The 26,846-nt window shown below is 34.4% G+C and carries 27 protein-coding genes; 21 read left to right on the top strand and 6 right to left on the bottom strand.

Annotated elements, in window-relative coordinates; genetic code table 11:
* Positions 1–142: 142 nt before the first annotated feature.
* The 3 genes from RBG61_RS03005 to RBG61_RS02995 all read right to left on the bottom strand — a co-directional run bounded on the left by RBG61_RS03005 (position 143) and on the right by RBG61_RS02995 (position 2,352).
* On the bottom strand, positions 143–553 hold the full coding sequence (locus RBG61_RS03005) for a hypothetical protein (RefSeq protein ID WP_307945607.1): 411 nt from the start codon (positions 551–553) through the stop codon (positions 143–145).
* An 81-nt stretch (positions 554–634) separates the two neighbouring features.
* Positions 635–1,414: a GNAT family N-acetyltransferase gene (locus RBG61_RS03000; protein WP_307945606.1), complete on the bottom strand. Its 780-nt coding sequence runs from the start codon at positions 1,412–1,414 to the stop codon at positions 635–637.
* Positions 1,415–1,488: 74 nt separating this feature from the next.
* On the bottom strand, positions 1,489–2,352 hold the full coding sequence (locus RBG61_RS02995; protein WP_307945604.1) for a patatin-like phospholipase family protein: 864 nt from the start codon (positions 2,350–2,352) through the stop codon (positions 1,489–1,491).
* A gap of 146 nt (positions 2,353–2,498) precedes the next feature.
* On the opposite strand from RBG61_RS02995, the gene RBG61_RS02990 reads away from it, so the two are divergent.
* Positions 2,499–2,957 (top strand): hypothetical protein, encoded by a 459-nt coding sequence (locus tag RBG61_RS02990; RefSeq protein ID WP_307945603.1) that lies wholly within the window; start codon positions 2,499–2,501, stop codon positions 2,955–2,957.
* A 5-nt stretch (positions 2,958–2,962) separates the two neighbouring features.
* Here RBG61_RS02990 and RBG61_RS02985 read toward each other — a convergent pair whose 3' ends face one another.
* Positions 2,963–3,337: a DUF805 domain-containing protein gene (locus tag RBG61_RS02985; RefSeq protein WP_307945600.1), complete on the bottom strand. Its 375-nt coding sequence runs from the start codon at positions 3,335–3,337 to the stop codon at positions 2,963–2,965.
* Positions 3,338–3,461: 124 nt separating this feature from the next.
* On the opposite strand from RBG61_RS02985, the gene RBG61_RS02980 reads away from it, so the two are divergent.
* Complete coding sequence (locus RBG61_RS02980; RefSeq protein ID WP_307945599.1) at positions 3,462–3,935, top strand: hypothetical protein; 474 nt, start codon at positions 3,462–3,464, stop codon at positions 3,933–3,935.
* A 60-nt stretch (positions 3,936–3,995) separates the two neighbouring features.
* Here RBG61_RS02980 and RBG61_RS02975 read toward each other — a convergent pair whose 3' ends face one another.
* Both RBG61_RS02975 and rpsO read right to left on the bottom strand, forming a co-directional pair.
* The gene (locus RBG61_RS02975) at positions 3,996–6,110 is read right to left on the bottom strand and encodes a polyribonucleotide nucleotidyltransferase (protein ID WP_307945597.1); all 2,115 of its coding nucleotides are present in this window, start codon (positions 6,108–6,110) and stop codon (positions 3,996–3,998) included.
* Between the two features lie 217 nt (positions 6,111–6,327).
* A complete protein-coding gene (gene rpsO, locus RBG61_RS02970) occupies positions 6,328–6,591 on the bottom strand; it encodes a 30S ribosomal protein S15 (protein ID WP_307947186.1) in 264 nt (87 codons plus the stop codon).
* A 619-nt stretch (positions 6,592–7,210) separates the two neighbouring features.
* Here rpsO and pyrH point away from each other — a divergent pair.
* The 19 genes from pyrH (at position 7,211) to hisA (ending at position 26,841) form a co-directional block, all read left to right on the top strand.
* Entirely contained in the window at positions 7,211–7,921 is a 711-nt protein-coding gene (pyrH, locus tag RBG61_RS02965) for a UMP kinase (RefSeq protein WP_307947184.1), read from the top strand.
* A gap of 244 nt (positions 7,922–8,165) precedes the next feature.
* On the top strand, positions 8,166–8,720 hold the full coding sequence (gene frr, locus RBG61_RS02960; RefSeq protein ID WP_307945594.1) for a ribosome recycling factor: 555 nt from the start codon (positions 8,166–8,168) through the stop codon (positions 8,718–8,720).
* 142 nt (positions 8,721–8,862) lie between these two features.
* A complete protein-coding gene (locus tag RBG61_RS02955) occupies positions 8,863–9,570 on the top strand; it encodes an isoprenyl transferase (protein WP_307945592.1) in 708 nt (235 codons plus the stop codon).
* 2 nt (positions 9,571–9,572) lie between these two features.
* A complete protein-coding gene (locus RBG61_RS02950; RefSeq protein ID WP_307945591.1) occupies positions 9,573–10,406 on the top strand; it encodes a phosphatidate cytidylyltransferase in 834 nt (277 codons plus the stop codon).
* Between the two features lie 101 nt (positions 10,407–10,507).
* On the top strand, positions 10,508–11,662 hold the full coding sequence (dxr, locus tag RBG61_RS02945) for a 1-deoxy-D-xylulose-5-phosphate reductoisomerase (protein WP_307945588.1): 1,155 nt from the start codon (positions 10,508–10,510) through the stop codon (positions 11,660–11,662).
* Between the two features lie 109 nt (positions 11,663–11,771).
* Positions 11,772–12,785: a M50 family metallopeptidase gene (locus tag RBG61_RS02940; protein WP_307945586.1), complete on the top strand. Its 1,014-nt coding sequence runs from the start codon at positions 11,772–11,774 to the stop codon at positions 12,783–12,785.
* A gap of 34 nt (positions 12,786–12,819) precedes the next feature.
* Positions 12,820–13,863, top strand: coding sequence for a flavodoxin-dependent (E)-4-hydroxy-3-methylbut-2-enyl-diphosphate synthase (gene ispG, locus RBG61_RS02935; RefSeq protein ID WP_307945584.1), 1,044 nt, complete (start codon positions 12,820–12,822; stop codon positions 13,861–13,863).
* 164 nt (positions 13,864–14,027) lie between these two features.
* Positions 14,028–18,353, top strand: coding sequence for a PolC-type DNA polymerase III (locus RBG61_RS02930; protein WP_307945582.1), 4,326 nt, complete (start codon positions 14,028–14,030; stop codon positions 18,351–18,353).
* Positions 18,354–18,558: 205 nt separating this feature from the next.
* Positions 18,559–19,749, top strand: a complete 1,191-nt coding sequence (hisZ, locus tag RBG61_RS02925) for an ATP phosphoribosyltransferase regulatory subunit (protein WP_307945579.1) — start codon at positions 18,559–18,561, stop codon at positions 19,747–19,749.
* Positions 19,750–19,811: 62 nt separating this feature from the next.
* Positions 19,812–20,444 carry an ATP phosphoribosyltransferase gene (hisG, locus tag RBG61_RS02920; RefSeq protein WP_307945577.1) on the top strand — a complete coding sequence of 211 codons (633 nt, stop codon included), beginning with the start codon at positions 19,812–19,814 and terminating at the stop codon, positions 20,442–20,444.
* A gap of 325 nt (positions 20,445–20,769) precedes the next feature.
* A complete protein-coding gene (locus RBG61_RS02915; RefSeq protein ID WP_307945574.1) occupies positions 20,770–21,300 on the top strand; it encodes a PHP domain-containing protein in 531 nt (176 codons plus the stop codon).
* A gap of 72 nt (positions 21,301–21,372) precedes the next feature.
* Entirely contained in the window at positions 21,373–22,656 is a 1,284-nt protein-coding gene (gene hisD, locus RBG61_RS02910; protein ID WP_307945572.1) for a histidinol dehydrogenase, read from the top strand.
* A 23-nt stretch (positions 22,657–22,679) separates the two neighbouring features.
* Complete coding sequence (locus tag RBG61_RS02905; RefSeq protein WP_307945570.1) at positions 22,680–23,732, top strand: pyridoxal phosphate-dependent aminotransferase; 1,053 nt, start codon at positions 22,680–22,682, stop codon at positions 23,730–23,732.
* Positions 23,729–24,052, top strand: a complete 324-nt coding sequence (locus RBG61_RS02900; RefSeq protein ID WP_307945568.1) for a nucleoside triphosphate pyrophosphohydrolase — start codon at positions 23,729–23,731, stop codon at positions 24,050–24,052. The genes RBG61_RS02905 and RBG61_RS02900 overlap by 4 nt, the downstream gene beginning before the upstream one ends.
* Positions 24,053–24,083: 31 nt before the next feature.
* Entirely contained in the window at positions 24,084–24,668 is a 585-nt protein-coding gene (gene hisB, locus RBG61_RS02895) for an imidazoleglycerol-phosphate dehydratase HisB (RefSeq protein WP_307945566.1), read from the top strand.
* Between the two features lie 37 nt (positions 24,669–24,705).
* The gene (gene lepB, locus RBG61_RS02890; RefSeq protein WP_307945563.1) at positions 24,706–25,248 is read left to right on the top strand and encodes a signal peptidase I; all 543 of its coding nucleotides are present in this window, start codon (positions 24,706–24,708) and stop codon (positions 25,246–25,248) included.
* Positions 25,249–25,270: 22 nt separating this feature from the next.
* The gene (hisH, locus tag RBG61_RS02885) at positions 25,271–25,864 is read left to right on the top strand and encodes an imidazole glycerol phosphate synthase subunit HisH (protein ID WP_307945560.1); all 594 of its coding nucleotides are present in this window, start codon (positions 25,271–25,273) and stop codon (positions 25,862–25,864) included.
* Between the two features lie 20 nt (positions 25,865–25,884).
* Complete coding sequence (locus RBG61_RS02880) at positions 25,885–26,064, top strand: DUF6440 family protein (protein WP_307945557.1); 180 nt, start codon at positions 25,885–25,887, stop codon at positions 26,062–26,064.
* A 60-nt stretch (positions 26,065–26,124) separates the two neighbouring features.
* The gene (gene hisA / locus RBG61_RS02875; protein WP_307945555.1) at positions 26,125–26,841 is read left to right on the top strand and encodes a 1-(5-phosphoribosyl)-5-[(5-phosphoribosylamino)methylideneamino]imidazole-4-carboxamide isomerase; all 717 of its coding nucleotides are present in this window, start codon (positions 26,125–26,127) and stop codon (positions 26,839–26,841) included.
* Positions 26,842–26,846: the final 5 nt, after the last annotated feature.

The following is a 26,846-nucleotide window of genomic DNA, read 5'->3' as shown; positions in this document are numbered from 1 at the left end:
TAACGAGCTAAAGCACCAAAAATTCAATAATATTGTTAATGAATTGAACGTTTATTAACTTTATCCAACCAAAAACTTCCCAATACAGTGTATTAGGAAGTAAAATATAGTGGCTATTTATTAAATTTGCGTTGTAAGATAATTATAGTATTATGGGTTTATCCGTTTCATTCATAACTCGGCTTTTGCTATGATATGTTTCCCTTTTCAATAAGGATAAAACAATTAGAGCAATTTCATAGCCGATGAGTAAAGCAAAAACAGTTGGATTAAAAACATAAAACGGATAATAGGTAAAGAACAATAAGAGTATAATTAGTATAATTCGCTCTATTATGACATACCACTTTGCATTTGAAATTTTGAGTTTCATGAAAAAGGCTTCTGTGGCAAGAATTACTCCAATTAGAGCATAGAGAATAAGGCTTGCTAATAAATAGCCTCCTTCAAAAGTCATTTTCTGCATATGATTGAAATAAGTAATAAGTGCGAGTATTCCATAAATTAACCCTATTGATAAAATGGGATAGAATAGTACGCTATATTTTTTCATATCAACAACCCCTTTCAGTTAAAATCATTATACTACTTAAATACATAAATGTAAAATGTTTCTTAAAATTATTGAAAAAGGTTACATCTTCACATAATAACAAGTATATTCTTTGTCAAATTGATAACCAAGCTTTGTTGCAATTTTAACTGAGGTTAAATTTGCTGCATCCCAGCTTGGATAAATATCATGTTCTAAGCAATATAAAATGAGTGCAGATGCAACGGCGGTAGCCAACCCTTTTTGGCGATATTCCGGTTTGGTGTCTAATTCAATTTCAATACCACCATCATAAATTGTATAAGACGATGCACCAGCAACAATTTCACTATCTTTTACGACGGCAAATCCAATTCCTCTTGTAATGTAATCTTCAGCAGTTAAAAATGAACTGCATAAATCCTTTGACCAAGATTCTAACATTATTTGATGATAGATTACTTCATCAATTTGTTTGATTTCATATTCACTAGGTAGGGATTGTATATATTCTTTAAGCTTTATCGGCTTCATATTGCTTGCATCTTTATAAAACGCATAACGTATGAAAGATTTGCATTTTTCTCCATAGCATTGTTCCAGTAACTTGTTCCATTCATCATTTTGAGTAACATATATCAAAAAGTCATTTTGATATTCTTTAGGAGTAAAACTAACGATGTCTTCTGCAAACTCACTTGTTGTATTGCCTGCAATAAAACAAAAATCTGCTATTATTAACTTAGCACAGCTAGGTTCAGGCAGTTGATCAACATATGCATCGCCCATATGGCCTTCTAAGCAAGTTAGAATGAGTGTATCGTGCATATCTTTAAATAAAGGGTAGAGTAATTTTCGTTCGTTTTTTTCTAATTGTATCATGTATTCTCCAATTCTGTCTTTTTATTTCGTATTATTATAATATATTCATCTTATTTTGTAAACTAAAAGCACTCTTATGAAAAGAGTGCTTTAATAGTTGGCATAGCTTCCATAGCTGCGTTATATCCAGCTTCCATGCAATCGTTCATGGCTAAAAAGTTTAGCGTAGAAGCATCACTTGGCAATTTTGGTTTTAATAATAGTTTTTCTCCACTTGAAATATATTGAAATAAACGATTCTGCATAATGGATAGGGAATGAGTAGCAACCTCAATAATATTATTTTTTTTAGGTGTCATATAGCTATTGGATATATCAATCGCCAATACATTGTTTTCTCCTGTAGAGAGCAATAAGTCAACTGGCAATACGTCAGTAACCCCACCATCTACCAAACACATATTTTCCATATTTTTCGGCTTGAAAACAGCAGGTATTGCACAGCTGGCACGAATTGCTTGGCATAATGGCGCATCATCAGACCATTTAATATTGCGAAACGATTTTACATTTGAAAGCGAGTTTGTATATACAATTGTTGATCCACTATTTAAATCGACGCAAGGGATGACAATTCTCATTTTTGCATCTCTCATGTTTTTTCCGTTCGTTAGATCACATATTAATTCTTCCAGTTTGTCGCCTTTAATTAACCCGGTAAGTGTAATCGGTTTAAAAGTAGCGAATTGAGTAATTGTTTTAAGAATACCTTTATAATCAGGATCTAATAGGTGTAATCCTGTTTTGGATAGTTTATTGATAAGCTTCTCCATTTCGATTACAGAAAAGCCGATTGAATAAAGCCCTGCTATCACGCTTCCTGCGCTTGTTCCAGCAACCGATGTAGGAATAAGCCCATTTTCTTCAAGTGCCTTTAAAACGCCAACGTGAGCCGCACCTTTCGCTCCACCGCCAGCAAAAGCAATTCCAAATCCCATCCATTTCACTCCTTTATAATTGAATGTCAGTTCATTATATTATTATTCGTGAAATTGGTGAGATGGTCAAAAATAGGAAAGGGGGAAGTAACCATAATTAAAAATTTTCATAATATGGTATTAATCAATATGAAAGTGGTGGTATTTTGGCTGTTTTAAATGAAAACATGGAAAAAACGCAATTTACACCTGAAGTGCAACAACAGCTAAATATTATAGATCAATCCATGTTTTTTGCAAGGGTTACGATGGGCAGCCTTTTACTTTCTTATTATGCTATCGGAATAGAGCGTCAAAAGATTATTTGCGGTGTTAAAAATAAAAAGTGTTGTGAATGTTTACCATCTGTTTATCCCATAAAAATGACTTCTAGCATTATGGTATTGTTCGCACTATACTATTATTTTTGCTTGGCTAAAAAGACAGCTAGTCAGCCTAGTTCTGATGCCATTAAACGCAACTCACAAAATTTGAATTACTTAGCAACAAGTTTAGCTCTGTTTGTTGGGCTAATTCGATTTTATGATTTGAATTTTGTGGAAAATTGCAGTTCAAATAAGCGGGAGCAAGCACAGCTTTTGGAACAACTGGTTGTAGATATTTAACGATATTATTGTTGCGTTTCATCCATATTATAATATCCATATATATTGTCTATTTTAACTGTTGGAAAACATAGTATAACAAAAAGTATGAACTCACCTATGTACGGAATGAAACTAATAAAAAACCATGCCCCACTTTTATTTGCATCATGCAGTCTGCGAACAGTGATTGCCAAATCGGGAATCAATGAAAATAATACAAAAGCTAAAGTAATGAACCCAAAAATAACTGCAACAGTTTCATTAGAAGACATTTTAAAAGAAAGATAGAGTAAACTAATAATTGCGAGGTTAATTAAAAAAGGAATCCAGTATTCGCTACGTGTGGATACGCCGTTAAATTGAAAACCAAGCTTCCAAAACTCAAAATACTCTTTCATAACAATTGCCTCCAAACATTATATTAAAACATTACCATATTATACATTTAAAATCAAACAGATATTGATTCAACTACAAAATAATGCTATAATAAATTATTATAAGTATAGGAAGTTGGTTAGTATGAAAAAGATAGTCATTTCTACAATAGGTGTTGTTTTGATATTGATGAATTTTTTTTACTGCTTTTTTCGTGTAAAAGCACATAAAGTATTTATAACTTTAACGGATAATGTTATAAAAGAAAATGAATTACTTTATGAAAAATATTCGAATTTGCATGGAGCTCTCAGCTTTTGCGTAATATGGTGTATGGCGTTTTTGGTAATTATGTTATCAGTTCTTGTATTTTTGAATAAACTTAGCAAAGTGAAGATGATATCATACTTAGCTATAATAAATTTACTATGTTTTATATCGACTATTCCATTCTATTTCCAAATAGACGAAGGCTATTTTAGTTCTTTATATCATCCATTGTTTATAGCGAATCTAACAATTTTGCCTTTAATTATCATAGTTTTATCAACTAAACTTTTACTTGATTATGTTCTTAAGGTGAGAAATAAACCTGCCGAATCCATCAATAGAATATAGCTACATAATATACTAAATTGAAAGCTCCTGATATTTTCATATCAGGAGCTTTCAATTTAATTAGTTATTTGAAGATTTTGCGGCAATGTCAGCCATTGCATCTTTTCTTGATAAGTTAATTCTACCTTGTTGGTCAATTTCAATTACCTTAACAAAGATTGTATCATCAACGCTTACAACGTCTTCTACTTTTTCTACACGTTTTTCAGCAAGCTTAGAAATATGAACTAATCCTTCTTTGCCCGGTGCAATTTCAACGAAAGCACCAAATGCCATTAAACGAGTAACCTTGCCTTTGTAAATCGCACCAACTTCAGGATCATTGGCAATAGATTCTACAATAGCTAATGCACGTTTTGTTTTTTCTTGGTCAACACCCATGATAACAACAGAACCGTCATCTTCGATGTCGATAGTAACATCACAATCAGCACAGATTTTTTGAATAACCTTGCCGCCTTGACCGATAACTTCACGAATTTTATCTACTTTAATTGTAGTTTTAATTACTTTTGGAGCAAATTCAGAAACTTGTGGTCTTGGAGCAGGAATTGCTTTTAGCATAATTTCGTCTAAAATATAAATTCTTGCTTTTCTTGTTTTTTCAAATGCTTCAGCAATAACTTCCATAGGTAGACCGTCTACTTTTATATCAACTTGAATTGCAGTAATACCTTTATGAGTACCACCAACTTTAAAGTCCATATCTCCGTAGAAATCTTCTAGTCCTTGGATATCAACCATAGTTTCCCAACTGCCGTCTTCCATTGTAATCAATCCGCAAGAAATACCTGCAACAGGAGCTTTGATTGGAACACCAGCATCCATTAAAGCTAAAGTTGAAGCACAAATAGAGCCTTGAGAAGTAGAACCGTTAGAAGATAGTATTTCGGATACCAAACGCATAGCATATGGGAATTCATCAACGGAAGGTAGTACAGGAACCAATGCTCTTTCAGCTAATGCACCGTGACCGATTTCACGACGACCAGGTCCTCTGCTAGGACGAGTTTCACCAACTGAGTAAGAAGGGAAGTTATAATGATGCATATAGCGTTTTTCTTCATTTTCGTCAATGCTGTCAAGTGTTTGAGCATCACGAATTGGGCCTAATGTTGCAATGGTTAATACTTGTGTTTGTCCACGAGTAAATAAACCAGAACCATGAACACGAGGTAATAATCCAACTTCAGATGCTAATGGTCGAATTTCATTCATTTGACGTCCATCAACACGTTTGCCTTCAAATAGCCAGTTTCTAACGATATATTTTTGAAGCTTATACATAACTTCGCCTAAAGTTGGCATAAAGTCAGCATATTCTTCGCCTAGTGTTTCTTCAATTTCTGCAATGATTGGTTTCAAACGCTCTTCACGAACATTTTTATCATCAGTGTCTAATGCAAATTTTACTTTATCAAGAACAAGAGCTTTTACTGCATCATAGAAGTCAACATTAACGCCTTGTTTTTCAAATTCAAATTTTGGTTTACCGATTTCTTTTTGGATGTCACTAATGAAAGCAACAATTTTCTTGATTTCTTCGTGAGCTTTTTTAATAGCTTCTAACATTGTGCCTTCTGGAACTTCTTTAGCTCCGGCTTCAATCATAACCACTTTTTCAGCAGAAGCAGCAACAGTTAAATCTAAATCAGTAATTTCTCTTTGTAATCTATTTGGGTTAATTACGATTTCACCATTTACTAATCCAACATTTACACCACCGATTGGACCATTAAAAGGAATATCAGAAATACTAACAGCAATAGAAGCAGCAATCATACCTGTAATTTCAGGGGAGTTATCAATATCAGTAGCTAAAACCGTCATAACAATTGATACATCGTTTCGCATTCCTTCTGGGAATAACGGACGCATTGGGCGGTCAACTAATCTTGAAGTTAAAATTGCATTTTCAGTTGGACGACCTTCTCTTTTTAAGAATGAGCCAGGAATTTTACCAACCGCATAAAGCTTTTCTTCGTAATCAACTGATAGAGGGAAAAAGTCAACACCCTCTCTTGGTTTTTGTGATGCGGTAACGTTTGCCATAACAACAGTATCGCCATAACGTACCCAGCAAGAACCGTTAGAAAGAACACAAGTTTTACCTGTTTCTACTACTAAAGGTCTGCCTGCAAATGTTGTTTCAAATTTTCTGTAATTTTCGAACATTTCATTTCCTCCTTATTTTGGCATTTATAGCAAAGATAAGGTTTAGCAAAAAATCCTACACACATAATCTCATGTGCACGATTTAATGCTAAAATTCCTAGATCTCATGCTATAAAGGCACTTTTTATAGTTTATGCAATAAATAATGAATTATAAAATCATTACTTATAATATCTTAAGGCAGATAGCATGAGCTATCTGCCTTTGATAACAATAATTACTTACGGATACCTAATTTAGCAATAGTAGCACGGTATCTTTCGATGTCGGTATTTTTTAAATAGTTTAAAAGGTTACGACGATGACCAACCATTTTTAAAAGTCCACGACGAGAGTGATGGTCTTTTTTATGAATTTTTAAGTGCTCAGTTAGGTCGTTAATTCTTGTAGTAAGAATTGCGATTTGTACTTCAGGAGAACCTGTATCGGTTTCGTGAAGACGATTGCCAGTGATAATTTCGTTTTTTTCTTCTTTTCTCAACATAGTGAGTTCACCTCTTTCATTAGTTGCAATGTCATAGCAAGGGGCAGGTAAAGTTCCTCGTGCATTCTGAAATGAAGCACATATGAGGCAAAATCCCGCAAGCTGCGGCATAGCACTTAGTTAGTATAGCATAGACACTCTTTCTTGTAAAGAGTTTTACAATATTTTGATGAAAATACTAGACTTACTAACTTCTCATTACATATTTTTCTCAAAATAATAAAATCTATTTCAATGCAGCATTGATTTTTATTTATATAAATGTAAACAATAAGACAAAATTGCTTCAAATTGATGTAATTTTATTATTTATTAGAAATAAAATTGTTACGAAACTAATAAAAACTTATAATTATACTTTACTTTAGGCGAGTGATATTGTAAAATATAAGAAGAGTATACAAAGAAAATCTTATGTAGTTATTATGCCGTTAAACCGTGTAAAAACAAATTTTACTGAAAGTGAAGGGTATAATAACTTTGTTATGTAATACTAATTTACACTTAAAACAACTTAAATTATTAAAAAAGCTTGGATTTATGAGGCTTTTGAAAATATTAAAAGAGGTTTTAAGAGCAAATTAGCATAGGCACTTGAAAAGGAGTATGAATGAAGATGGGCATAAAATATAAACGCATTTTATTAAAATTAAGTGGTGAAGCTTTAGCTGGCGAAAAAGGATTTGGTTTAGATTATAACGTTATTAAAGACGTTTGTAGAAGTATAAAAGAATGTTCTGAATTAGGTGTACAAATTGGTATCGTAGTTGGTGGTGGCAACTTCTGGCGTGGACGTTCCAGCGGCGCAATGGATAGAACTCGTGCTGACCATATTGGTATGTTGGGAACAACGATGAACGCTTTAGCGGTAGCCGATGTATTGGAAGAAATGGACGTAGATGTAAGAGTACAAACTGCAATTGCAATGCAAGCTGTAGCTGAACCATATATTCGTAATCGTGCAGTAAGACATTTGGAAAAAGGAAGAGTTGTTATCTTCGGTTGTGGAACAGGTAACCCATTCTTTTCAACTGATACAGCTTCTTCATTAAGAGCTGCTGAAATTGAAGCAGATATTATCTTTAAAGCAACAATGGTTGATGGCGTTTACGATAAAGATCCAAATAAATTTGATGATGCAGTGAAATATGATACATTGACTTTTGGTGAAGTATTAGCAAAAAATCTTGGCGTTATGGATTCAACAGCAGCATCAATGTGCAAAGACAATAATCTTCCAATTCTAGTTTTCAACTTAGGTAGACCACAAAATATTGTTGATGCAGTAAAAGGCGAACCTGTTGGTACATTAGTACAAGGCGAATAGAAATCCTTTCAGGCAATTTACAGTGCCACGCTCTCAATAGAAAAATGCTTTGCATTTATCTGTATAAGGAAGAGCTTAAAAAGTCTCCTCTTTAACAGAGGTGGCGACTAAGTCAACGGTGAGGTTGAATTACTATCCAATTTCATTGATAAACCGTAGGGAATGGCATCTTTGACGTTCCAAATTTAAAATGAACTAAAATTTATTAAAATATAATGCTACAAAATTATCGGAGGTATTATTTATGAAACAAGTACTAAACAAAACTGAAGAGAAAATGAAAAAATCAATCGAAGCATTGAATCACGAATTTAAATCCATCAGAGCAGGCAGAGCAAATGCAGCAGTTCTTGATAAAATTCACGTTGATTACTATGGTGTACCAACTAAAATTGATCAAATGGCTGCTATTTCTGTTCCAGAAGCTAGAATGCTTGTTATTCAACCTTGGGATGTTTCCGTTATCAATCAAATTGAAAAAGCAATTCAAGCTTCAGAACTTGGTTTAAACCCAAATAACGATGGTAAAGTAATTCGTATTGCTTTCCCTCCACTAACAGAAGAGCGTCGTCGTACTTTAGTAAAAGAAGTTAGCAAATTCGGTGAAGAAGGCAAAGTGGCCATTCGTTCTATTCGTCGTGATGCAAATGAAAAATTAAAAGCTATGAAAAAAAGCTCAGAAATTACTGAAGATGATTTAAAAGTTGGCGAAGAACAAATTCAAAAGCTAACTGATAAATACTGTAAAGAAGTTGACGATCTAATTAAAATAAAAGAAAAAGAAATTATGGAAATCTAATTTCATTTACTACTTTGTGTTTAAAATACAAAATCAACATTTAAACGCAAAATGTATTATTCCCGATTATTACAATGTACCTTTTGCAGCTGCATGAAAAAGGTACATTGTAAACTAATTTAAGCTTTAAGGGAGTCTATTTATGGCACAAGGAGTATTACTTCCAAAACATATTGGTATTATTATGGATGGTAATGGAAGATGGGCAAAGTTAAGGGGATTACCAAGAAATGCAGGCCATAAGATGGGTGCAAAAACCTTTCGTAAAATTGTAAGATATTGCAACAAACTTGGAATCAAATATCTAACTGTATATGCGTTCTCTACAGAAAATTGGAAGAGACCTCAAGAAGAAGTGAACGGAATTCTAAATTTGCTCAGAGAATATTTAAATGATGCAAAAAACTACAAGCATGAAAATGTTCGCACAAAATTTATTGGTGACTTAAGTGTTTTTGAAGGTGACATTCTTGATAAAATAAAAGAATGCGAATTTGAAAGCGAAAACTTTACAGGACTCACTTTGAATATTGCGATTAACTATGGTGGACGTAATGAACTTTTGCATGCAACAAAAGTGATTGCACAAAAAGTAAAAGATGGGGAAATTCAACCTGAAGATATTGATGAAGCAATGATGGACAACCATTTATATACTGCCGGACAACCTGATGTAGATTTAATAATACGACCAAGCGGTGAATTTAGGCTTTCTAACTTTATGTTGTGGCAATCTGCTTATGCTGAATATATTTTCATGGATATTCTTTGGCCTGATTTTAACGAAAAAAGTCTCGACAAGGCGTTGGCTGAATTTACAAAAAGAAATAGACGATTTGGAGGAATATAGTTTTGAAGCAACGTTTGATAACTGCAGGAGTAGGATTACTTCTTTTTTTCGTAATTCTGTTCTTCTTTGAAACCTTCCTCTTTAATGCGGTAGTTGCAATCTTGTCAACACTTGTAGTATACGAGCTTTTATTGGCGTACAAATTAACAAAGCATAAACTGCTTTCGCTTTTAAGCTGCACATTTGCGGCACTTGTACCAATGTTAGTTACCAAAGAAAAGAATGCTATTAACATTATTGCAATAATTGTGTTTACTGGATTACTTTTTGGTATTGCATTGAAACAGCATGAAAAGATTACAATTGAACAAATTGCAATTGTTTTTTTAATTTCACTTGTATTCCCATTTGCATTTACTACTTTAATTTATATTCGAGACAAATTTGATATGGCACAAGGCCTATATTATACATTATTGATTTTTGCATGTGCATGGGGAGCCGATTCCGGAGCATATTTTGCAGGTAGGTTTTTTGGCAAGCGAAAACTAGCTCCAAAAATTAGTCCCAATAAAACGGTTGAAGGCTTAATAGGTGGCTTAATTTCAAGCGTGTTTTTTGTAGCATTGGTTACAGCGACCTATTATTTTATTATGCAAAATTTAGGCGTGGCAGTAATAATTCATTATATTCCATTATTGTTTATCAGCATTTTTGGAGCATTGGTTGGGGTTGTTGGTGACTTAACCGCTTCTTTAATCAAGCGTCAATGTGCTATAAAAGACTATGGAACAATTATGCCTGGTCATGGAGGTATTCTGGACCGGTTTGATAGTGTGTTGTTTATTACGCCATTCTTCTTTGTTGTATTACAATATTTAACTTGTGTATCATAGTTTCAAAATCCCCCCCGCTAAGAAATACAAAAACGTATTTTATTTAGCTGGGGGTTTGGTGCTAAAAATGACGATTTTGTATCCGGAAAGGATTATTTTATATGAAGACAATTAGTATACTGGGCTCAACAGGCTCAATCGGTACCCAAGCGATTGAAGTTTGTAAAGAACTTGGAATTAAAATAGATGGTCTTGCAGCATATCATAATACTGATTTGCTTGCAAAACAAGCAAACGAATTTGCTCCAAAAATGGTTTGTATATATGACGAAACCAAGTATGAGGAATTAAAGCTAAAGATAAACAATATAAATATAGAGATTGTAACAGGAATGGATGGCTTGTGCAAAGTGGCATGTTTAGAATCTATCGACTTAGTATTAAATTCAGTTGTCGGTATGATTGGCTTGCAACCAACGCTAGCCGCAATTAACGCTCGTAAGGATATTGCACTCGCAAATAAAGAGACACTTGTAACAGGTGGAAAGCTTGTAATGGAACAAGCTGACAAAATGGGCGTTTCAATTTACCCTGTGGATAGCGAACATTCCGCAATATTTCAATCACTTCAAGGAAATAAAAAGTCACAAGTAAAGAAAATTATTTTAACCGCTTCCGGTGGACCATTTTTCGGTAAGACAATAGATGAATTGAAAAATGTTAAAGTGCAAGATGCTTTGAAACATCCAAACTGGGCAATGGGAGCTAAAATTACAATTGATTCGGCTACCCTAATGAACAAAGGATTAGAACTGATTGAAGCTTGCTGGTTATTCAATAAAACTCCATCCGAGGTTGAGATTGTTGTTCATAGAGAAAGCGTAATTCATTCGCTCGTTGAATACCAAGATAATGCTGTAATAGCGCAACTAGGTGTTCCAGATATGAAATTACCGATTCAATATGCAATGACTTATCCGCAAAGATTGCCTTGTAATACGGGTTCCTTATCTTTAATTGAATATGGAAAGCTTACTTTTGCTAAGCCGGATATGGATACTTTTATTTGCTTGAAAGCTTGTATGGAAGCAATGGATAAAGGCGGATTATATCCAACGCTAGTAAATGGGGCAAACGAGCAAGCTGTTGCATTATTCTTAGAAAATAAAATCAGATTTTTAGATATTGGCAAATTGGTATACTCTTCTCTTCAAGAAATAACGATTCAAGACGAATATTCTCTTCAAGGCATTCTGAAAACGGATCAGCTAGCAAGAGAGTATGTATTAAAAAAAGCTATGGAAATCGTACAATAATTTGAATTTTTTCAAGTGGCATAAGTCACTACCGTAAGCATATGTCTGATGCTTTGAAGCAGTATTGCTGTTTTAAAGCAGTATAACAACGTAAAGGTGGAATCTCATTTTGACTATAATATATACAATTCTTATCTTCGGAATCATCATATTTATTCATGAATTAGGCCATTTTCTTGCGGCACGTTGGAGTGGTGTCACTATTTATGAGTTTGCGTTAGGTATGGGCCCTGCAATCTATAAACACAAAGGAAAGAAAACAACATATTCCTTACGCTTACTTCCAATCGGCGGCTATGTGTCTATGGCAGGTGAAGATGAAGAATGCGAAGATGAAAATGCTTTAAATCGAAAACCAATATGGAAAAGGATGATAATTGTAATTGCTGGTGCATTTATGAATTTAGTGCTTGGCTTAGCAATTATGCTATCATTATACGCAACACAACCTATCTATAATTCAACTACTGTTGCTCAATTTTTACCGAATGCAACAACACAGGCTACAGGTTTAAAAGTTGGGGATAAAATAGTAAAAATAAATAAAACAACAATTTTCAGCGATAAAGATATTATCAACGAAGTTTTTCGTGATTCAGATGGAGTTGTGGCAGTAAAGGTTCTTCGTGAAGGAAAAAAGGTAGCATTACCTGCAGTGAAATTTGATAAGACAGGCGAAGGAACAAAGAAAAATATCAATATTGATTTTAAGGTTAAAGGAATTAAAAGAACAGTATTTTCAGCAGTAGATCAATCCTTTAAAAACACATTATCACTAGCAAGAAACTCATGGCTGTCTGTTGCAGATTTAGTAACGGGAAAACTTGATATTCAAGATCTATCTGGTCCTGTTGGTGTAGGTCAAGTGGTAGGGCAAGCATCAAGCCAAGGATTTAAGAGCCTTTTATTTATAACTGCATTTATTACAATTAGTATCGGTATGTTTAATCTTTTACCGTTTCCTGCTTTAGATGGAGGACGATTTATTTTCTTAACTATTGAAGCAATTCGAAGAAAACCGATCAATCCAAAAATTGAAGGCTATGTCAATGGTGCAGGCTTAGTATTACTATTGGGGCTAATGGTAGTTGTAACGCTGAAAGATATTTTAGGACTATTTTAAAACAGCATAGAACATGCATCAGATGGGAGCTATTATGAAACGTGAAGTTAAAAAAGTAAAGGTAAAGGATATTGTGCTTGGTGAGAATAAAATTATCATTCAATCCATGCTAAGTGTTCGATCCGATGATATAGAAGGTAATGTTACACAAGCAATTGCACTAGAAAAAGCCGGTTGCGAGATTTTGCGTGTTGCAATTCCCAATGAGGAAGCGATTCAGTTAATTCCTGCAATTAAAAAGGCTATTCATATTCCGCTTGTTGCAGATATTCATTTTGATTATCGTTTGGCATTAAAATCAATTGAAGCAGGGATTGATAAAATTCGGATTAACCCTGGTAATATTGGCGACGACGAAAAAGTAAAAGCAGTTGTTGATGCATGTAAAGAGAAAAATATTCCGATTCGAATTGGTGTCAATGCGGGTTCGTTAGAAAAAAATATCCTCGAAAAATATGGCTCTCCGACGCCGCAAGCGTTGGTTGAAAGTGCAATGTATCATGTTCGTTTGCTTGAAAAATATCACTTTGATGATATTATAATTTCAATTAAATCTTCCAATGTAAATACGATGATTCAAGCTTATCGTTTGTTGGCAAAAGAATGTAATTATCCACTTCATTTAGGTATTACAGAAGCGGGAACGACTCGTATGGGAATAATTAAAAATGCAATTGGAATAGGAAGTTTACTGACTGATGGTATCGGTGATACCATTCGTGTATCCTTAACTGCAAATCCGATTGAAGAAATTTATGCGGCAAAAGATATCTTGAAAGCAATAGGTTTGTATGAGCAAGGTGTTGAAATTGTTTCTTGTCCAACTTGCGGAAGAACAAGAATTGATTTAATACCGCTTACATTAGCAGTAGAAGAAGCATTAAAAAGTTGTAACAAGAAAATAAAAGTTGCCGTTATGGGATGCGTTGTAAATGGCCCTGGAGAAGCAAGAGAAGCCGATATTGGCATTGCCGGAGGAGATGGATGCGCAGTTCTATTTAAAAAGGGCGAGATCATAAAAAAGGTTCAAGAAAAAGATATCTTGAGCGAATTATTATCAGAAATTGAGAAAATGTAGAGCTTGTGGGTGACTTTTGTTACCCACAGTTTTAAATATTGAAGTAATATAAATACCATACGAAAACGAGCTGAAATAAAGGATGATAAATTGCTTAGTTAATTCTGATACCTCCTTTAATAGGACGTTTATGAAACAAGAATAGGAAAGAAGTAGGGATAAACTTGAACGCCACACTATCGACCTTACTCGGTCAATACATAAAAGAGGATACAATACCGAATGCATTATGGGATGCACAAGTTTTATATATAGATACGAATCGGGAGCAAGGGCACATGGCTGTGACCATTAGGCCTGAAGCTTTGTTATGTAAAAAAGACATATTTACTTTTCAAAACCTTGTAAAACAAACATTAAAATTAAAATACTTTGTTATTAATACAAAATACCATCCAAATCAATTCGATGCTTCTTATTTTTCCGAAATCATTACGTTAATTAAAACAAAAGTATCCATCATAAACGGTTACTTTAATGAAGCAAAAGCGACATTTGAGAATAAAACATTAACGATTGAATTAAAACATGGCGGTATAGAACTATTGCAAAAGTGCTCTGTTGAAACCTATATTAAACAAGCAATTTATAATGAGTTTTCGTTCAACCCGGAAGTGAAATTTACTGGCGTATTAGAATTAGATGAGCAAGCTGCAAAGCAAGTGATTATTGATTACACAAATGAGGCGGAAATCGTCTATGAGCCAACCGTTCCATCTAAAACAACACCACAAAAATCTGAATCTTCTTCGGTAATAACTGTTAGAACGAATTTATCTGTGTTACCGTTTGAATGTGAAAATGCAGAATTAGTAAACGGTAAAAAAATAGCCGAAAAACCAATTCCACTTTCAGAAGTAACTGGCGAAAGCGGAAGAGTTGTCATTTGCGGTGAAGTCTTTGCAAAAGAAATTCGTTACACACGTGATAATTCTAAAATTATACTTTCTATTGATATTACAGATTACACAGGGTCAAATACACTAAAAATCATAGATGATATTAAAAAAGAAGCGTTATATGAAAAGATAAACAAAGGTTGTGTTTTATTAGTACGAGGCGACGCCAGCTATGATAAATATGATCATGAAGTAACAATCCGTCCTTATGATATAATGAAACATACTAAAATTCTACGTATGGACACCGCAGAAGAAAAACGTGTTGAGCTACATTTACATACAATCATGTCAGCAATGGATGCAACGACAAAAACCGCAGAAGTTGTTGAAACTGCATACCGTTGGGGACATAAAGCTATAGCAATTACCGACCATGGAGTTGCACAAGCCTTTCCTGATGCTATGAATGCCGTAGATAAAATTCGTAAAAACGGCGGCGAATTCAAAGTTATTTATGGAGTAGAAGCTTATTTTGTAGATAATATGGTTGAGGTGGTAGTAGGTAATAAGGATTGCTCATTGGATGATGAAATCGTAGTTTTTGATACCGAAACCACAGGCTTAAGTTCTGTTTCCGAACGTATGACGGAGATTGGAGCCGTTAAAATAAAAGATGGTAAAGTAATTGATACCTTTAATACTTTTGTTAATCCTAAAAAGGCAATTCCACCTAAAATAACCGAACTCACAGGCATTACCGATGAGATGGTTAAAGATGCGCCAAGTGAAGCTGGGGCATTGAGTGCATTCTTGGAATTTTGCGGAGATGCACCGTTGATTGCACATAATGCGCCATTTGACATGGGCTTTATCAATGCTGCAACAAAACGAGCAGGATTAGATAGAAGTTATACCTATTTAGATACTGTACCTTTATGCAGAAAGCTAATACCTGAATTGAAAAAACATAAGTTAAATATTGTTGCGGAGCATTTAGGCTTAGGCGATTTTAATCATCATAGAGCATCAGATGATGCAGAAATGTTAGCCCAAATTTTCTTTAAGTTAACGGAAAAGTTAAAACAAGATTATGAAATTCAAAATATCAAAGAAATCAATACGGTTGTGGCCGGAGTTGATGTAAAATCAGCGCCAACCTATCACCAAATTATATTAGTAAAAAATGCAGTAGGCTTAAAGAATTTATATCGTCTTATTTCGCTTGGACATTTAGAATATTATTTTAAACGTCCTCGTATACCAAAGAGCGAATTGGTGAAATACCGTGAAGGACTGATTATAGGAAGTGCTTGTGAAGCAGGCGAATTATACCGCGCAATTTTAGCAAACCGACCTTGGGGCGATTTGTGTACAATTGCAAAGTTTTATGATTATTTGGAAATCCAACCTGCTGATAATAATGAGTTTTTGATTCGTAATGGTACAGTTGATAGCAAAGATAGAATAAAAGAATTCAATAAAACAATTGTAAATCTGGGCGAGCACCTTAATATTCCGGTTGTAGCAACTTGTGACGTTCATTTTATGGATAAAGCAGACGGTGTATTTCGTGAGATCTTATTAAGTGGTATGAAATTTAAAGATGCTTCCGAGCAGCCACCGTTATATCTTAGAACAACAGATGAAATGTTGGAGGAATTTGAATACTTAGGAAAAGAAAAGGCATATGAAATTGTAATAACAAATCCAAATAAAATAGCAGATTTAGTGGATCCCGAGGTAAGAGCGATCCCAAGAGGAACTTTTACCCCTGTTATCGAAGGGGCAGAGGAAGAACTTCAAAAAATCACTTGGGAAAGAGCACGTTCTATGTATGGCGACGACTTACCTGAAATTGTATCAAAGCGTTTAGATAGGGAGCTAACTTCTATTATTAAGCATGGTTTCGCAGTACTTTATATGATTGCACAAAAGTTGGTTTATCGTTCTGAACAAGATGGATATTTAGTTGGTTCAAGGGGATCTGTTGGATCTTCATTTGTTGCAACCATGGCAGGTATATCTGAAGTAAATCCGCTTCCACCGCATTATTATTGTAAAGAATGTCAATACAGCGAATTTATTGCCGATGGTTCGGTTGGTTCAGGTTATGACTTGCCCGAAAAGAATTGTCCAAAATGTAATATTCCATTAGTACGTGAAGGTCATGATATTCCGTTTGAAACTTTCCTTGGCTTTAACGGTGATAAAGCGCCGGATATCGACTTGAATTTTTCGGGCGAATATCAATCTCGTGCACACCGCTATACAGAAGAGTTATTCGGTAAGGATCACGTATTTAAAGCAGGAACTATTTCCACTGTTGCAGAAAAAACGGCATATGGTTTTGCAATGAAATATCTTGAGGAAAAGGGAAAAGTGGTTCATAAAGCAGAAGAAAATCGACTTGCAATAGGCTGTACCGGAGTAAAACGTACTACAGGCCAGCATCCGGGCGGCATGGTTGTAGTCCCATCCAATTATGAAGTATATGATTTTACACCTGTTCAGCATCCAGCGGATTCAAAAGAATCGGGCGTAATTACAACCCACTTTGACTTCCATTCTCTTCATGATACAATCTTAAAGCTTGACGAGCTTGGCCATGATGTGCCGACGTTATATAAACACTTAGAAGATATAACAGGAATCAAAATTGCTGATGTATCAGCTTGTGACGCGAAAATAATCAGCCTATTTACTTCTACCGATGCACTAGGGGTTACCCCTGAGCAAATCTATTCTGAAACAGGAACTTTTGCACTTCCAGAAATGGGTACAAACTTTGTTCGTCAAATGCTGATTGATGCACAGCCAAGATGTTTTTCTGATTTGCTTCAGATTTCTGGTCTATCACATGGAACAGACGTATGGCTAGGAAATGCACAGGATTTAATTAAAGACGGAACTTGTACTATTTCAGAGGTTATCGGAACACGTGACAGTATTATGACATATCTTATCTACAAAGGCTTGGAGCCTGATATGGCATTTAAAATTATGGAGATTACTCGTAAGGGTAACGCAACAAAGCTGTTAACCGAAGAGCATTTTAAAGCAATGAAAGAGCATGATGTCCCACAATGGTATGTTGATAGCTGTATGAAAATTAAATACATGTTCCCAAGAGCCCATGCAGCAGCATATGTTATTGCAGCAGTTAAGCTCGGCTGGTACAAGGTATATCATCCATTAGCTTTTTACTCAGCTTTCTTTACAGTTCGTGGTGGCGACTTTGATGCAGATTCTGCTATTAAAGGGCTAAATACAGTCCGCTTGCGTATTGAAGAGCTAAAAGCAAAAGGAAATGAGCGAAGCGTTAAAGAAGAAGATACATTTGCTATGTTGTTAATTATAAACGAAATGCTTTGTCGTGGCTTTGAATTTTTACCGGTAGATTTATATAAATCTCATGCAACAGACTATGTGATTGAAGATAATAAAATTCGATTACCTTTTACTTCGTTAAAAGGCCTTGGTGGAGCGGCTGCATTAAACTTAATGGAAGCCAGCAAACAAGGTAAATATATTTCTATGGATGAGGTTGCTTCTCGAGCAGGTGTATCGAAATCTGTTATTGAAATATTAGAACAAGCAGGAGCATTTGGAGATTTACCTAAAACCAGTCAAATGACTTTATTCGGGTAATAATATGATAAGTAATAGGATGCTATTGCGTTCATTACAATACTTTGTTTATTGTACGATAAAACAAGCAGGAAATGCACAATACTTTGGTTAAATGTACAGTGCATTTCCTTGTTCTTTATATTGACTTTTACACTACATTATGTTATTATATTACCACGTTACTGCGCTAAAGCGAATGATCAAAATTGCAAGGAGGATTACAATGGTGAAAAATAGGCTCATAACCCCAGAGGGAACAAAGGACTATTTATTTGAAGAAGCTATGGTTCGTAATAATATTGAACATAAATTAAGGCAGTTATATGAGCATCATGGCTTTTATGAAGTAGTTACTCCAAGCCTTGAATTTTTAGACGTTTTTCAAGTTGAGGGACATAGTATTCCACTTGAATATATGTATAAATTAACTGACCATAAAGGAAGACTTATGGTTTTACGACCAGATTCCACAATGCCGATAGCTCGGCTAATGGCAACTCGCCTAAAAGGAGCAAAGCTTCCATTACGACTATATTATAATCAAGCAGTACATTTTACAACTCGTTCAATGAGTGGTAGAAGTGATGAAATTATGCAAGCAGGAATTGAGTTGATAGGGCAATCCTCTCTAAAAGCTGACTTAGAAGTTATTTCTACGGCTATTCAATCGTTTGTTCAATGTAATCAACACACTTTTCGTATTGAGATTGGTCATATTGGAATTTTTAATACATTGATGAATTCACTTCATATTCCTGAAGAAATCAAAGAAGAAATACGATTACTAATCGAGTCGAAGAATTATCCTGCATTGAATGATTTGCTTGATAAATTGGGCAATCAATATGAAGTATCGGTAATCAAACAACTTCCTAGATTGTTTGGTGGTAAGGAAGTTTTTAAAAAGGCAGCTTCTTTAATCAACGATAACGCTACGATTGAAATATTGAATTATTTAGAAACAATTTATGATAATTTGCTTGAATTGAATTTACAAGATAAAATTACCGTAGATTTAGGCATCGTAAACCGAGCAGATTATTATACAGGTGTTGTATTCAAAGGATATATTGAAGGACATGGTGAAGAAGTACTTTCAGGCGGCAGATACGATAGCTTGCTTTCAAAATTTGGCGAAGATATGGGAGCAATCGGATTTGCTATCAACATAGATGCTGTAGCAAAAGCGTCAATTAACGAAAGAAAACCAATTATTCCGATTGCTAAAGTAATCGTGTATGCTGAAGAAGGCTATGAGATGAAGGGCATTCGTTATTTAGAGCAAATTTCAAAGGATATAAAATGTGAATATAGTATTTTTGAAACGTTAGAAGAAACAATTATTTACGCCAAAGAAAGATGTATCAATAGAATAGATATTGTTTCCGACCAGATAAAAACCATTGAAATATAACTGTGAGAGTTTAATAATATATTTATAAGCAAGAGTTTTGCGCGAAAGGAATGGTCATCACTATGCGACCAATCAGAATTGCTTTGACAAAAGGCAGATTAGAAAAAGATACAGTGAAATTGTTTGTAAAGCTTGGCTTTAATTGCGAACAGCTTGAAAACAAAGGCAGAAAATTAATTTTACAAATACCCGATGCAAATTTAGAGGTTGTGCTGGCGAAAGCAGCTGATGTTATAACTTACATTGAAAACGGTGTTTGTGATATCGGCGTTGTCGGCAAAGATACAATTATGGAATATGGCGGCAGCTTTTTTGAAGTAACCGATTTAGGATTCGGAAGATGTCGTTTTGCATTGGCAAATAAGGCTGGAGTCGATTTCTATGCCGGACATAGTGAAAAAACGATTGCGACAAAATATCCGAATGTGGCAAGAGATTTTTTTAAGGGTAAGGGTATGGATGTTCGTATTGTAAAAATCGAAGGTTCTGTTGAATTAGCTCCATTATTAGGTTTAGCAGATGCAATTGTTGATATTGTAGAAACCGGTTCAACACTCAAAGAAAACGGGTTGGTCGTAATAGAAGATGTTGCACCAATTTCAGCAAGACTAATTGTCAATACGGTAAGCTTAAAGCTATATCAAAATAGAATTGAAGAGTTAGTAAGTAAAATAGAAAATGCATTAACTACCTAGTTTTTATTGATAAAATGTAGGGGCGAACTGTGTTCGTCCGTGAAGTTCTTATGGTTAAACATCCATCATAAGGAGTGACACTAATGAAAGACGTACATATTCATATAGAAAAGGGCGATTATACTCTTAATTGAATCAACGAATTTATTAAGTTTGCTTCTATTCAAGAAATAGATGAAATTTACTTGTTAGAACATTCCCATCGCTTTATTGAATTCAAAGATATGTATCAACAAGTTTTGAATATAGTGAATATCAAAAAGAATGGTTTCATAGAAAATTCAACGGATCATCTATTGAAGATTATATTAAGCTCATCAATCAAGTGAAGCAAAAAGCTTATCCAATAAAAGTGGCGTTTGGATTAGAAGTTTGTTATTTTAAAGAATATGAAAATCTGATTAAAGACATAATAACGGGCTATGATTATGACTTTATAACAGGCTCTGTTCATTGGGTTGATGGATTTGGGTTTGACCACAAGAAAGAATTATGGGATAATATAGATATTGATAATACCTATAAAAGGTATTACGAAATCATGGAATCACTTATAAAAAGTAAGCTTTTCACAGGTGTGGCTCACCCAGATTCGATTAAATGCTTTGGTCATACCCCAAGCTATGATTTAATACCAACTTATAAACACATCGCAAAACTGTTAAAAGAATATAATATGTATGCCGAGCAGAGTGGTGGGCTTCACTTAAATTATCATACTTCTGATATCGGAATGAATCCATTGATGCTCAAAATATTCAAAGAATATAATGTGCGAATGGAAACAGCATCCGATGCCCATCAGCCAAGTCACGTTGGTGTGAATATCAAAAAATTGCAAGCAATGATAGAATGAAAAATTAGAAAATGCAAAGCAAGGCTTTGCTTATGTCATAACCATTAAAATCACAATACAGGAGGATATAACATGATTGATATTATAAAAGTAAATGGAACGGACGAAAAGGAATATATCCAAAAGTTAAAAGATAGAAGCACAACCGTAAATGAAACAGTAACCAAAAGCGTTACTGAAATCATCAATGATGTTCGAGATAACGGTGATGAGGCTGTAAGAAAATATACCATGCTTTTTGATAAAAATGCGCCTGAATGCTTTGAAGTTAGTCGTGAAGAGATAAACGATGCATTATCCGAAGCAGATCAAGATTATGTAGATGCTTTATTAAATGCGCTTGAAAATTTAACTGCATTTCATCAACGCCAAAAACAGCAAAGCTATATTGATGCACAAGCGAATGGATGTATGTTGGGACAACGTATCAGAGGACTTAAACGTGTTGGTTTATATGTTCCTGGCGGAACTGCGGCATATCCTTCCTCCGTTTTGATGAATGCCGTTCCTGCTAAAATAGCAGGTGTAGAAGAAATTATTATGGTAACTCCTCCGTTAAAAGATGGTACTGCAAATAAAGATATTTTAGTGGCAGCAGCAATCTGCGGAGTCGATCGTGTATTCTTATTAGGTGGAGCGCAAGCAGTAGCCGCTTTAGCATATGGCACAGAAACAATTCCAAAAGTCGATAAAATAGTGGGGCCTGGTAATATTTATGTTGCTACTGCTAAGAAGTTATTATTCGGACAAGTGGATATTGATATGATTGCAGGGCCTAGTGAAATTCTTATATTAGCTGATGAAAATGCGAATCCTGCTTTTGTAGCGGCAGATTTAATGAGTCAAGCAGAGCATGATACCCTTGCTTCCTCCATTTTAGTAACAACTTCTAATAAGCTTGCAAGTGAAACCGTAAAAGAGCTTACGAAACAAGTTGAGAAGTTATCAAGAAAAGATATTATTTTAAAGTCGTTAAACGATTATGGTGCTATTTTTGTATGTGATGAAGTAAAAACAGCAATCAATATGGCAAATGAATTTGCACCGGAGCACTTAGAAGTAATGCTTGAAAATCCAATGCAATATCTAGGTCAATTAGATAATGCAGGTTCTATTTTCTTGGGAGCATATTCTCCTGAACCTCTAGGTGATTATTATGCAGGTCCAAATCATGTGTTACCAACAAGTGGAACAGCACGTTTCTTCTCTCCATTATCCGTAGATGCATTTGTAAAAAAGACAAGTTTTATTTATTATACAGAAGAAGCATTGAAAAATGCAAGCAATGATATTGAGTTATTAGCCAACAAAGAAGGGCTTACTGCACATGCAAATTCTATAACTATCAGACGCTAATTTCTGTGAAAGGAATGTCAGCAATGCCATATGAATTAAACAATAAAATAAAAGAGCTTACTCCATATGAGCCGATTACAGGAGATTATAGAATTCGATTGGATGCAAATGAATCCTATATACAATATCCAAAAGAAAAACTACAAACTGCTTTGAATCAAGGCTTGAACCGATATCCTGACCCATATGCAAAAAAGCTTTGCGAGAGCTTTTCAAAATTATATTCAGTAAAAGCTAATAATGTAACCGCCGGTAATGGTTCGGATGAGTTGATTTCTCTTATAGTCGGTGCTTTTTTTACTCATGGTGATACGTTATTAACTTTATCGCATGATTTTAGTATGTACCGCTTTTATGGGAATGTGTTTGGCATAAAAACGGAGGTTTTCTCTAAAAAAACCGATTTAACAATTGATGTAGATGCGCTAATTTCATATATTAACGAACATCACATAGCAGGACTTATATTTTCAAATCCATGTAATCCCACCTCGCTTTCTCTTAATAGGGAAGCAGTTATAAAGTTGGTGTCTAGCGTAAACGCTTTAGTTGTGGTTGATGAAGCTTATATGGATTTTAGCGATCAATCAATACTAGATGTTTGTTGTAATTACAGTAATGTAATGGTGCTGAAAACGTGTTCGAAAGCCATTGGTCTAGCTGCAATACGTTTAGGATTTGCGATAGCAAATGATAAAATAACCAAAGCACTTCGTGCTGTAAAATCCCCATATAACGTAAATGCGGTAACGCAAAGTATTGGCGAAATTGTGTTGAATGATGATGCGTATGTTAAAGAATGTACTGCAAATTTATTGATAAATAAAACAGAACTTTACAATGAAATTTTAAAACTATCACAAAAAACAAATCTGTTTGAAGTGATTTATCCTTCTTCAACGAATTTTTTATTTATAAAAACTAACCAATCAAAATATATATTTGAGGAACTACTCAAACGTTCTATTGCTATTCGATATATGGGCGATTATATTCGTATCACCACTGGTTCAAAAGCAGAAAATAAAGAGCTAATTGAAGCATTAAAAGAGATTGTAGAAGGATGTTTACTATGATCGAGAAACAGTATTATAAACTAGTAAGAGATAATATTCCCGATATTATTACAGAAGATGGCAACATTCCTATTATAAGAGTGTTGTCTGATGCAGAATATCTTGACTGCCTAAATGAAAAGTTAAAAGAAGAAGTGGAAGAATATTTGCATGACGGCAATACCGAAGAAATATGCGATATTTTAGAAGTATTATATGCTATTCTTTCAGCAAAAGGCATATCAGTAGAAGAAATAGAGCAAAAACGAACTATAAAAGCTTATAAAAATGGAGCTTTTAATGAAAAAATATTCCTTGAAAAAGTGATTGTAAAAGAGTAAAATCGGAACATTGGAAAGGACGGTCAAAACTATGAGAACAGCCCAAATGGTGCGTAAAACCAAAGAAACCGATATTACAGTTAATTTGAACTTAGATACAGCTCCAAAAGCGGATATCAAAACAGGAGTAGGCTTTTTTGACCATATGCTTACTGCGTTTGCTATTCATAGCGGAATCGAGCTTGAAATCGTTGTGCAAGGTGATTTAGAAGTAGATTGTCATCATACAATTGAAGATACGGGAATTGTACTCGGTCAAGCTTTTGCGAAAGCATTAGGCGATAAATCCGGTATTACTCGTTATGGAACTGCATACATTCCTATGGATGAATCATTGGGTTTTGTCTCATTAGATATCAGTGGAAGACCGTTTTTAGTTTTTAATGCAGAATTTACTTTTGAGAAAATGGGGGATATGGATACCCAAATGGTAGAAGAGTTCTTCCGAGCATTCAGCTATAATGCAGGAATTACTCTACATGCAAATTTATGCTATGGAACAAATGATCATCATAAAGCAGAAGCTTTGTTCAAGGCGTTAGCACACGCTGTGAAAGATGCAATAACACCTCTTGAAGGCGGTAAGGTACTATCAACAAAAGGCAGTTTAGATTAACAACTGTATCTTTATCAATAAAAAGGAAGCGATTTGAATGAGCGAGTCAGCCGAGAAAAAGGAAAACTTTAAAAAAGAAATATGGAGTTGGGTAAGAACAATACTAATTGCCATTTTAATTACATTCATTGTTAACCAATGTGTTGTTTTTGGCAGTGAAGTACCAACAGGCTCTATGGAACATACGATAAATATAAAAGACCGAATTTTTACTTATCGACTAGCCTATTTATTAGACGATCCAAAACGAGGCGACATCGTTGTTTTTCCTTTCCCTGATGACGAATCTAAAAGATTCGTTAAACGAATTATTGGGCTTCCAAATGATACAGTTGAGATTATAGATGGAAAAGTATATATCAATAACAGCAAAAATCCTTTAGAAGAAGATTATTTAAATGAAGCTCCTAAAGGTAGTTATGGACCGTTTCGTGTTCCAAAGGATCATTATTTTATGCTTGGCGATAACAGAAATGTTTCATTGGATTCAAGATTTTGGAATGATAAATTTGTAAGTCGAGATAAAATTATGGGAAAGGCTGTATTAAAATATTATCCTAAAATTGAAACATTAAAATAAAGAGTAAGGATTGAATACGTTCATGATAGCAATTATAGATTATGGTGCAGGAAACTTATTTAGTGTAAAAAATGCTTTTGATTATATTGGTAAAGAGAGCAAGATTACAAAAGATAAGTCTGATATTCAAAAAGCTGAAGCACTTATTTTGCCGGGTGTGGGTGCGTTCCCAAAAGCAATGCAAATGCTACAAGAAACCGATTTAATTAGTACGATAAAAGAAGAAATTCAGAAAAAGCCATTGTTAGGTATTTGCCTCGGAATGCAGATGTTATTTGAAGAAGGTTACGAGTTTGAACGAACAAACGGACTTGGTTTCATTGACGGGTGCATAAAATACATTCAAACTGATTATAAAATTCCTCATATGGGATATAATGAATTGGAATTTCATGAACCGAGTCCGCTGTTAAATGGGATTCAATCAGGTGACTGTGTGTATTTTGTACATTCTTATATGGCACATACATCTTCACATAATGTTGCGGCATACTGCGACTATGGAATTAAGGTGCCAGCACTTGTTCAAAAGGGAAATGTATTCGGTGCACAATTTCACCCTGAAAAAAGCGGCGAAGTTGGATTACAAATACTCAAAAACTTTGCAAGTTTATAATAACAAGAAAGGGTGAGCTTATGAGACAAGCAGATCGTTTTATCAAAGTATTTACACAAGGAACTTTAAATGCAACTGAAATTTGGATTGATCGTGAAACAGGTGTAAACTATTTATTTCATCAATCTGGTTATGCTGGCGGTTTAACTCCGTTACTAGATAGAGATGGAAAACCAGTTATTACAACAGTTTATGAATAGTACTAAATAATAAAATAGATTTCAATATTACTAAGTAGATAACTTTTAAGGAGATACAGCATGATCATATTACCGGCGATAGATATTAAAAATGGAAAATGTGTACGACTTTATAAAGGCGATTTTAATACCGTTGAGCAGGTAGCAGAAAGCCCTATAGAAACAGCACTTTCTTTTCAAAGAACAGGCGCTCAATACCTGCATATGGTAGACCTTGACGGAGCAAAAGATGGAACACAATCTAATCAAGATATTTTTCTTAAAGTAGCAAAAGAAACTGATTTAAGAATAGAGCTTGGCGGTGGCATACGTGATATCAATGCTGCAAGCTTTTATTTGGAAAATGGAATAGAACGCGTTATTCTAGGTTCTGCGGCTGTAAAGAATCCAAAGTTAGTAAAAGATTTAGTGAAAGAATATCATGATAGGATTATTGTTGGAATAGATGCAATGCATGGCATGGTTCAGACAGAAGGATGGCTTGATGCCAGTGAAATAAATTATATTGATTTAGCTAAAGAAATGGAAGCAATCGGGGTTCAATATATCGTATATACAGATATATCAAAAGATGGAACGCTGTCTGGCCCTAATTTATATGAGCTTGAGATGATTAACAACCAAGTTGATATTAAAATCATTGCAAGTGGTGGAATTTCAAATATAGAGGATATTAAAGCATTAAAGAAATTAAATGTGTATGGGGTTATTTGTGGAAAATCTTTATATAAAAATACATTAAGCTTAGAAGAAGCTTTGAAAGTGGCAAGAGAATAACGTTG

The sequence above is a fragment of the Paludicola sp. MB14-C6 genome (genome assembly GCF_030908625.1).
GTDB lineage: Bacteria > Bacillota > Clostridia > Oscillospirales > Ruminococcaceae > Paludihabitans.
Note: the sequence above shows the minus strand (reverse complement) of the source record. Positions and strands in the feature narration are given on the sequence as shown.

Bases quoted from the DNA above. Each gene is read 5' to 3' on its own strand.
- RBG61_RS03005 (WP_307945607.1), bottom strand. From the start codon at position 553: ATGAAAAAATATAGCGTACTATTCTATCCCATTTTATCAATAGGGTTA.
- RBG61_RS03000 (WP_307945606.1), bottom strand. From the start codon at position 1,414: ATGATACAATTAGAAAAAAACGAACGAAAATTACTCTACCCTTTATTT.
- RBG61_RS02995 (WP_307945604.1), bottom strand. From the start codon at position 2,352: ATGGGATTTGGAATTGCTTTTGCTGGCGGTGGAGCGAAAGGTGCGGCT.
- RBG61_RS02985 (WP_307945600.1), bottom strand. From the start codon at position 3,337: ATGAAAGAGTATTTTGAGTTTTGGAAGCTTGGTTTTCAATTTAACGGC.
- RBG61_RS02980 (WP_307945599.1), top strand. From the start codon at position 3,462: ATGAAAAAGATAGTCATTTCTACAATAGGTGTTGTTTTGATATTGATG.
- RBG61_RS02975 (WP_307945597.1), bottom strand. From the start codon at position 6,110: ATGTTCGAAAATTACAGAAAATTTGAAACAACATTTGCAGGCAGACCT.
- pyrH (WP_307947184.1), top strand. From the start codon at position 7,211: ATGGGCATAAAATATAAACGCATTTTATTAAAATTAAGTGGTGAAGCT.
- frr (WP_307945594.1), top strand. From the start codon at position 8,166: ATGAAACAAGTACTAAACAAAACTGAAGAGAAAATGAAAAAATCAATC.
- RBG61_RS02955 (WP_307945592.1), top strand. From the start codon at position 8,863: ATGGCACAAGGAGTATTACTTCCAAAACATATTGGTATTATTATGGAT.
- dxr (WP_307945588.1), top strand. From the start codon at position 10,508: ATGAAGACAATTAGTATACTGGGCTCAACAGGCTCAATCGGTACCCAA.
- ispG (WP_307945584.1), top strand. From the start codon at position 12,820: ATGAAACGTGAAGTTAAAAAAGTAAAGGTAAAGGATATTGTGCTTGGT.
- hisZ (WP_307945579.1), top strand. From the start codon at position 18,559: ATGGTGAAAAATAGGCTCATAACCCCAGAGGGAACAAAGGACTATTTA.
- hisG (WP_307945577.1), top strand. From the start codon at position 19,812: ATGCGACCAATCAGAATTGCTTTGACAAAAGGCAGATTAGAAAAAGAT.
- hisD (WP_307945572.1), top strand. From the start codon at position 21,373: ATGATTGATATTATAAAAGTAAATGGAACGGACGAAAAGGAATATATC.
- RBG61_RS02905 (WP_307945570.1), top strand. From the start codon at position 22,680: ATGCCATATGAATTAAACAATAAAATAAAAGAGCTTACTCCATATGAG.
- RBG61_RS02900 (WP_307945568.1), top strand. From the start codon at position 23,729: ATGATCGAGAAACAGTATTATAAACTAGTAAGAGATAATATTCCCGAT.
- hisB (WP_307945566.1), top strand. From the start codon at position 24,084: ATGAGAACAGCCCAAATGGTGCGTAAAACCAAAGAAACCGATATTACA.
- lepB (WP_307945563.1), top strand. From the start codon at position 24,706: ATGAGCGAGTCAGCCGAGAAAAAGGAAAACTTTAAAAAAGAAATATGG.
- hisH (WP_307945560.1), top strand. From the start codon at position 25,271: ATGATAGCAATTATAGATTATGGTGCAGGAAACTTATTTAGTGTAAAA.
- RBG61_RS02880 (WP_307945557.1), top strand. From the start codon at position 25,885: ATGAGACAAGCAGATCGTTTTATCAAAGTATTTACACAAGGAACTTTA.
- hisA (WP_307945555.1), top strand. From the start codon at position 26,125: ATGATCATATTACCGGCGATAGATATTAAAAATGGAAAATGTGTACGA.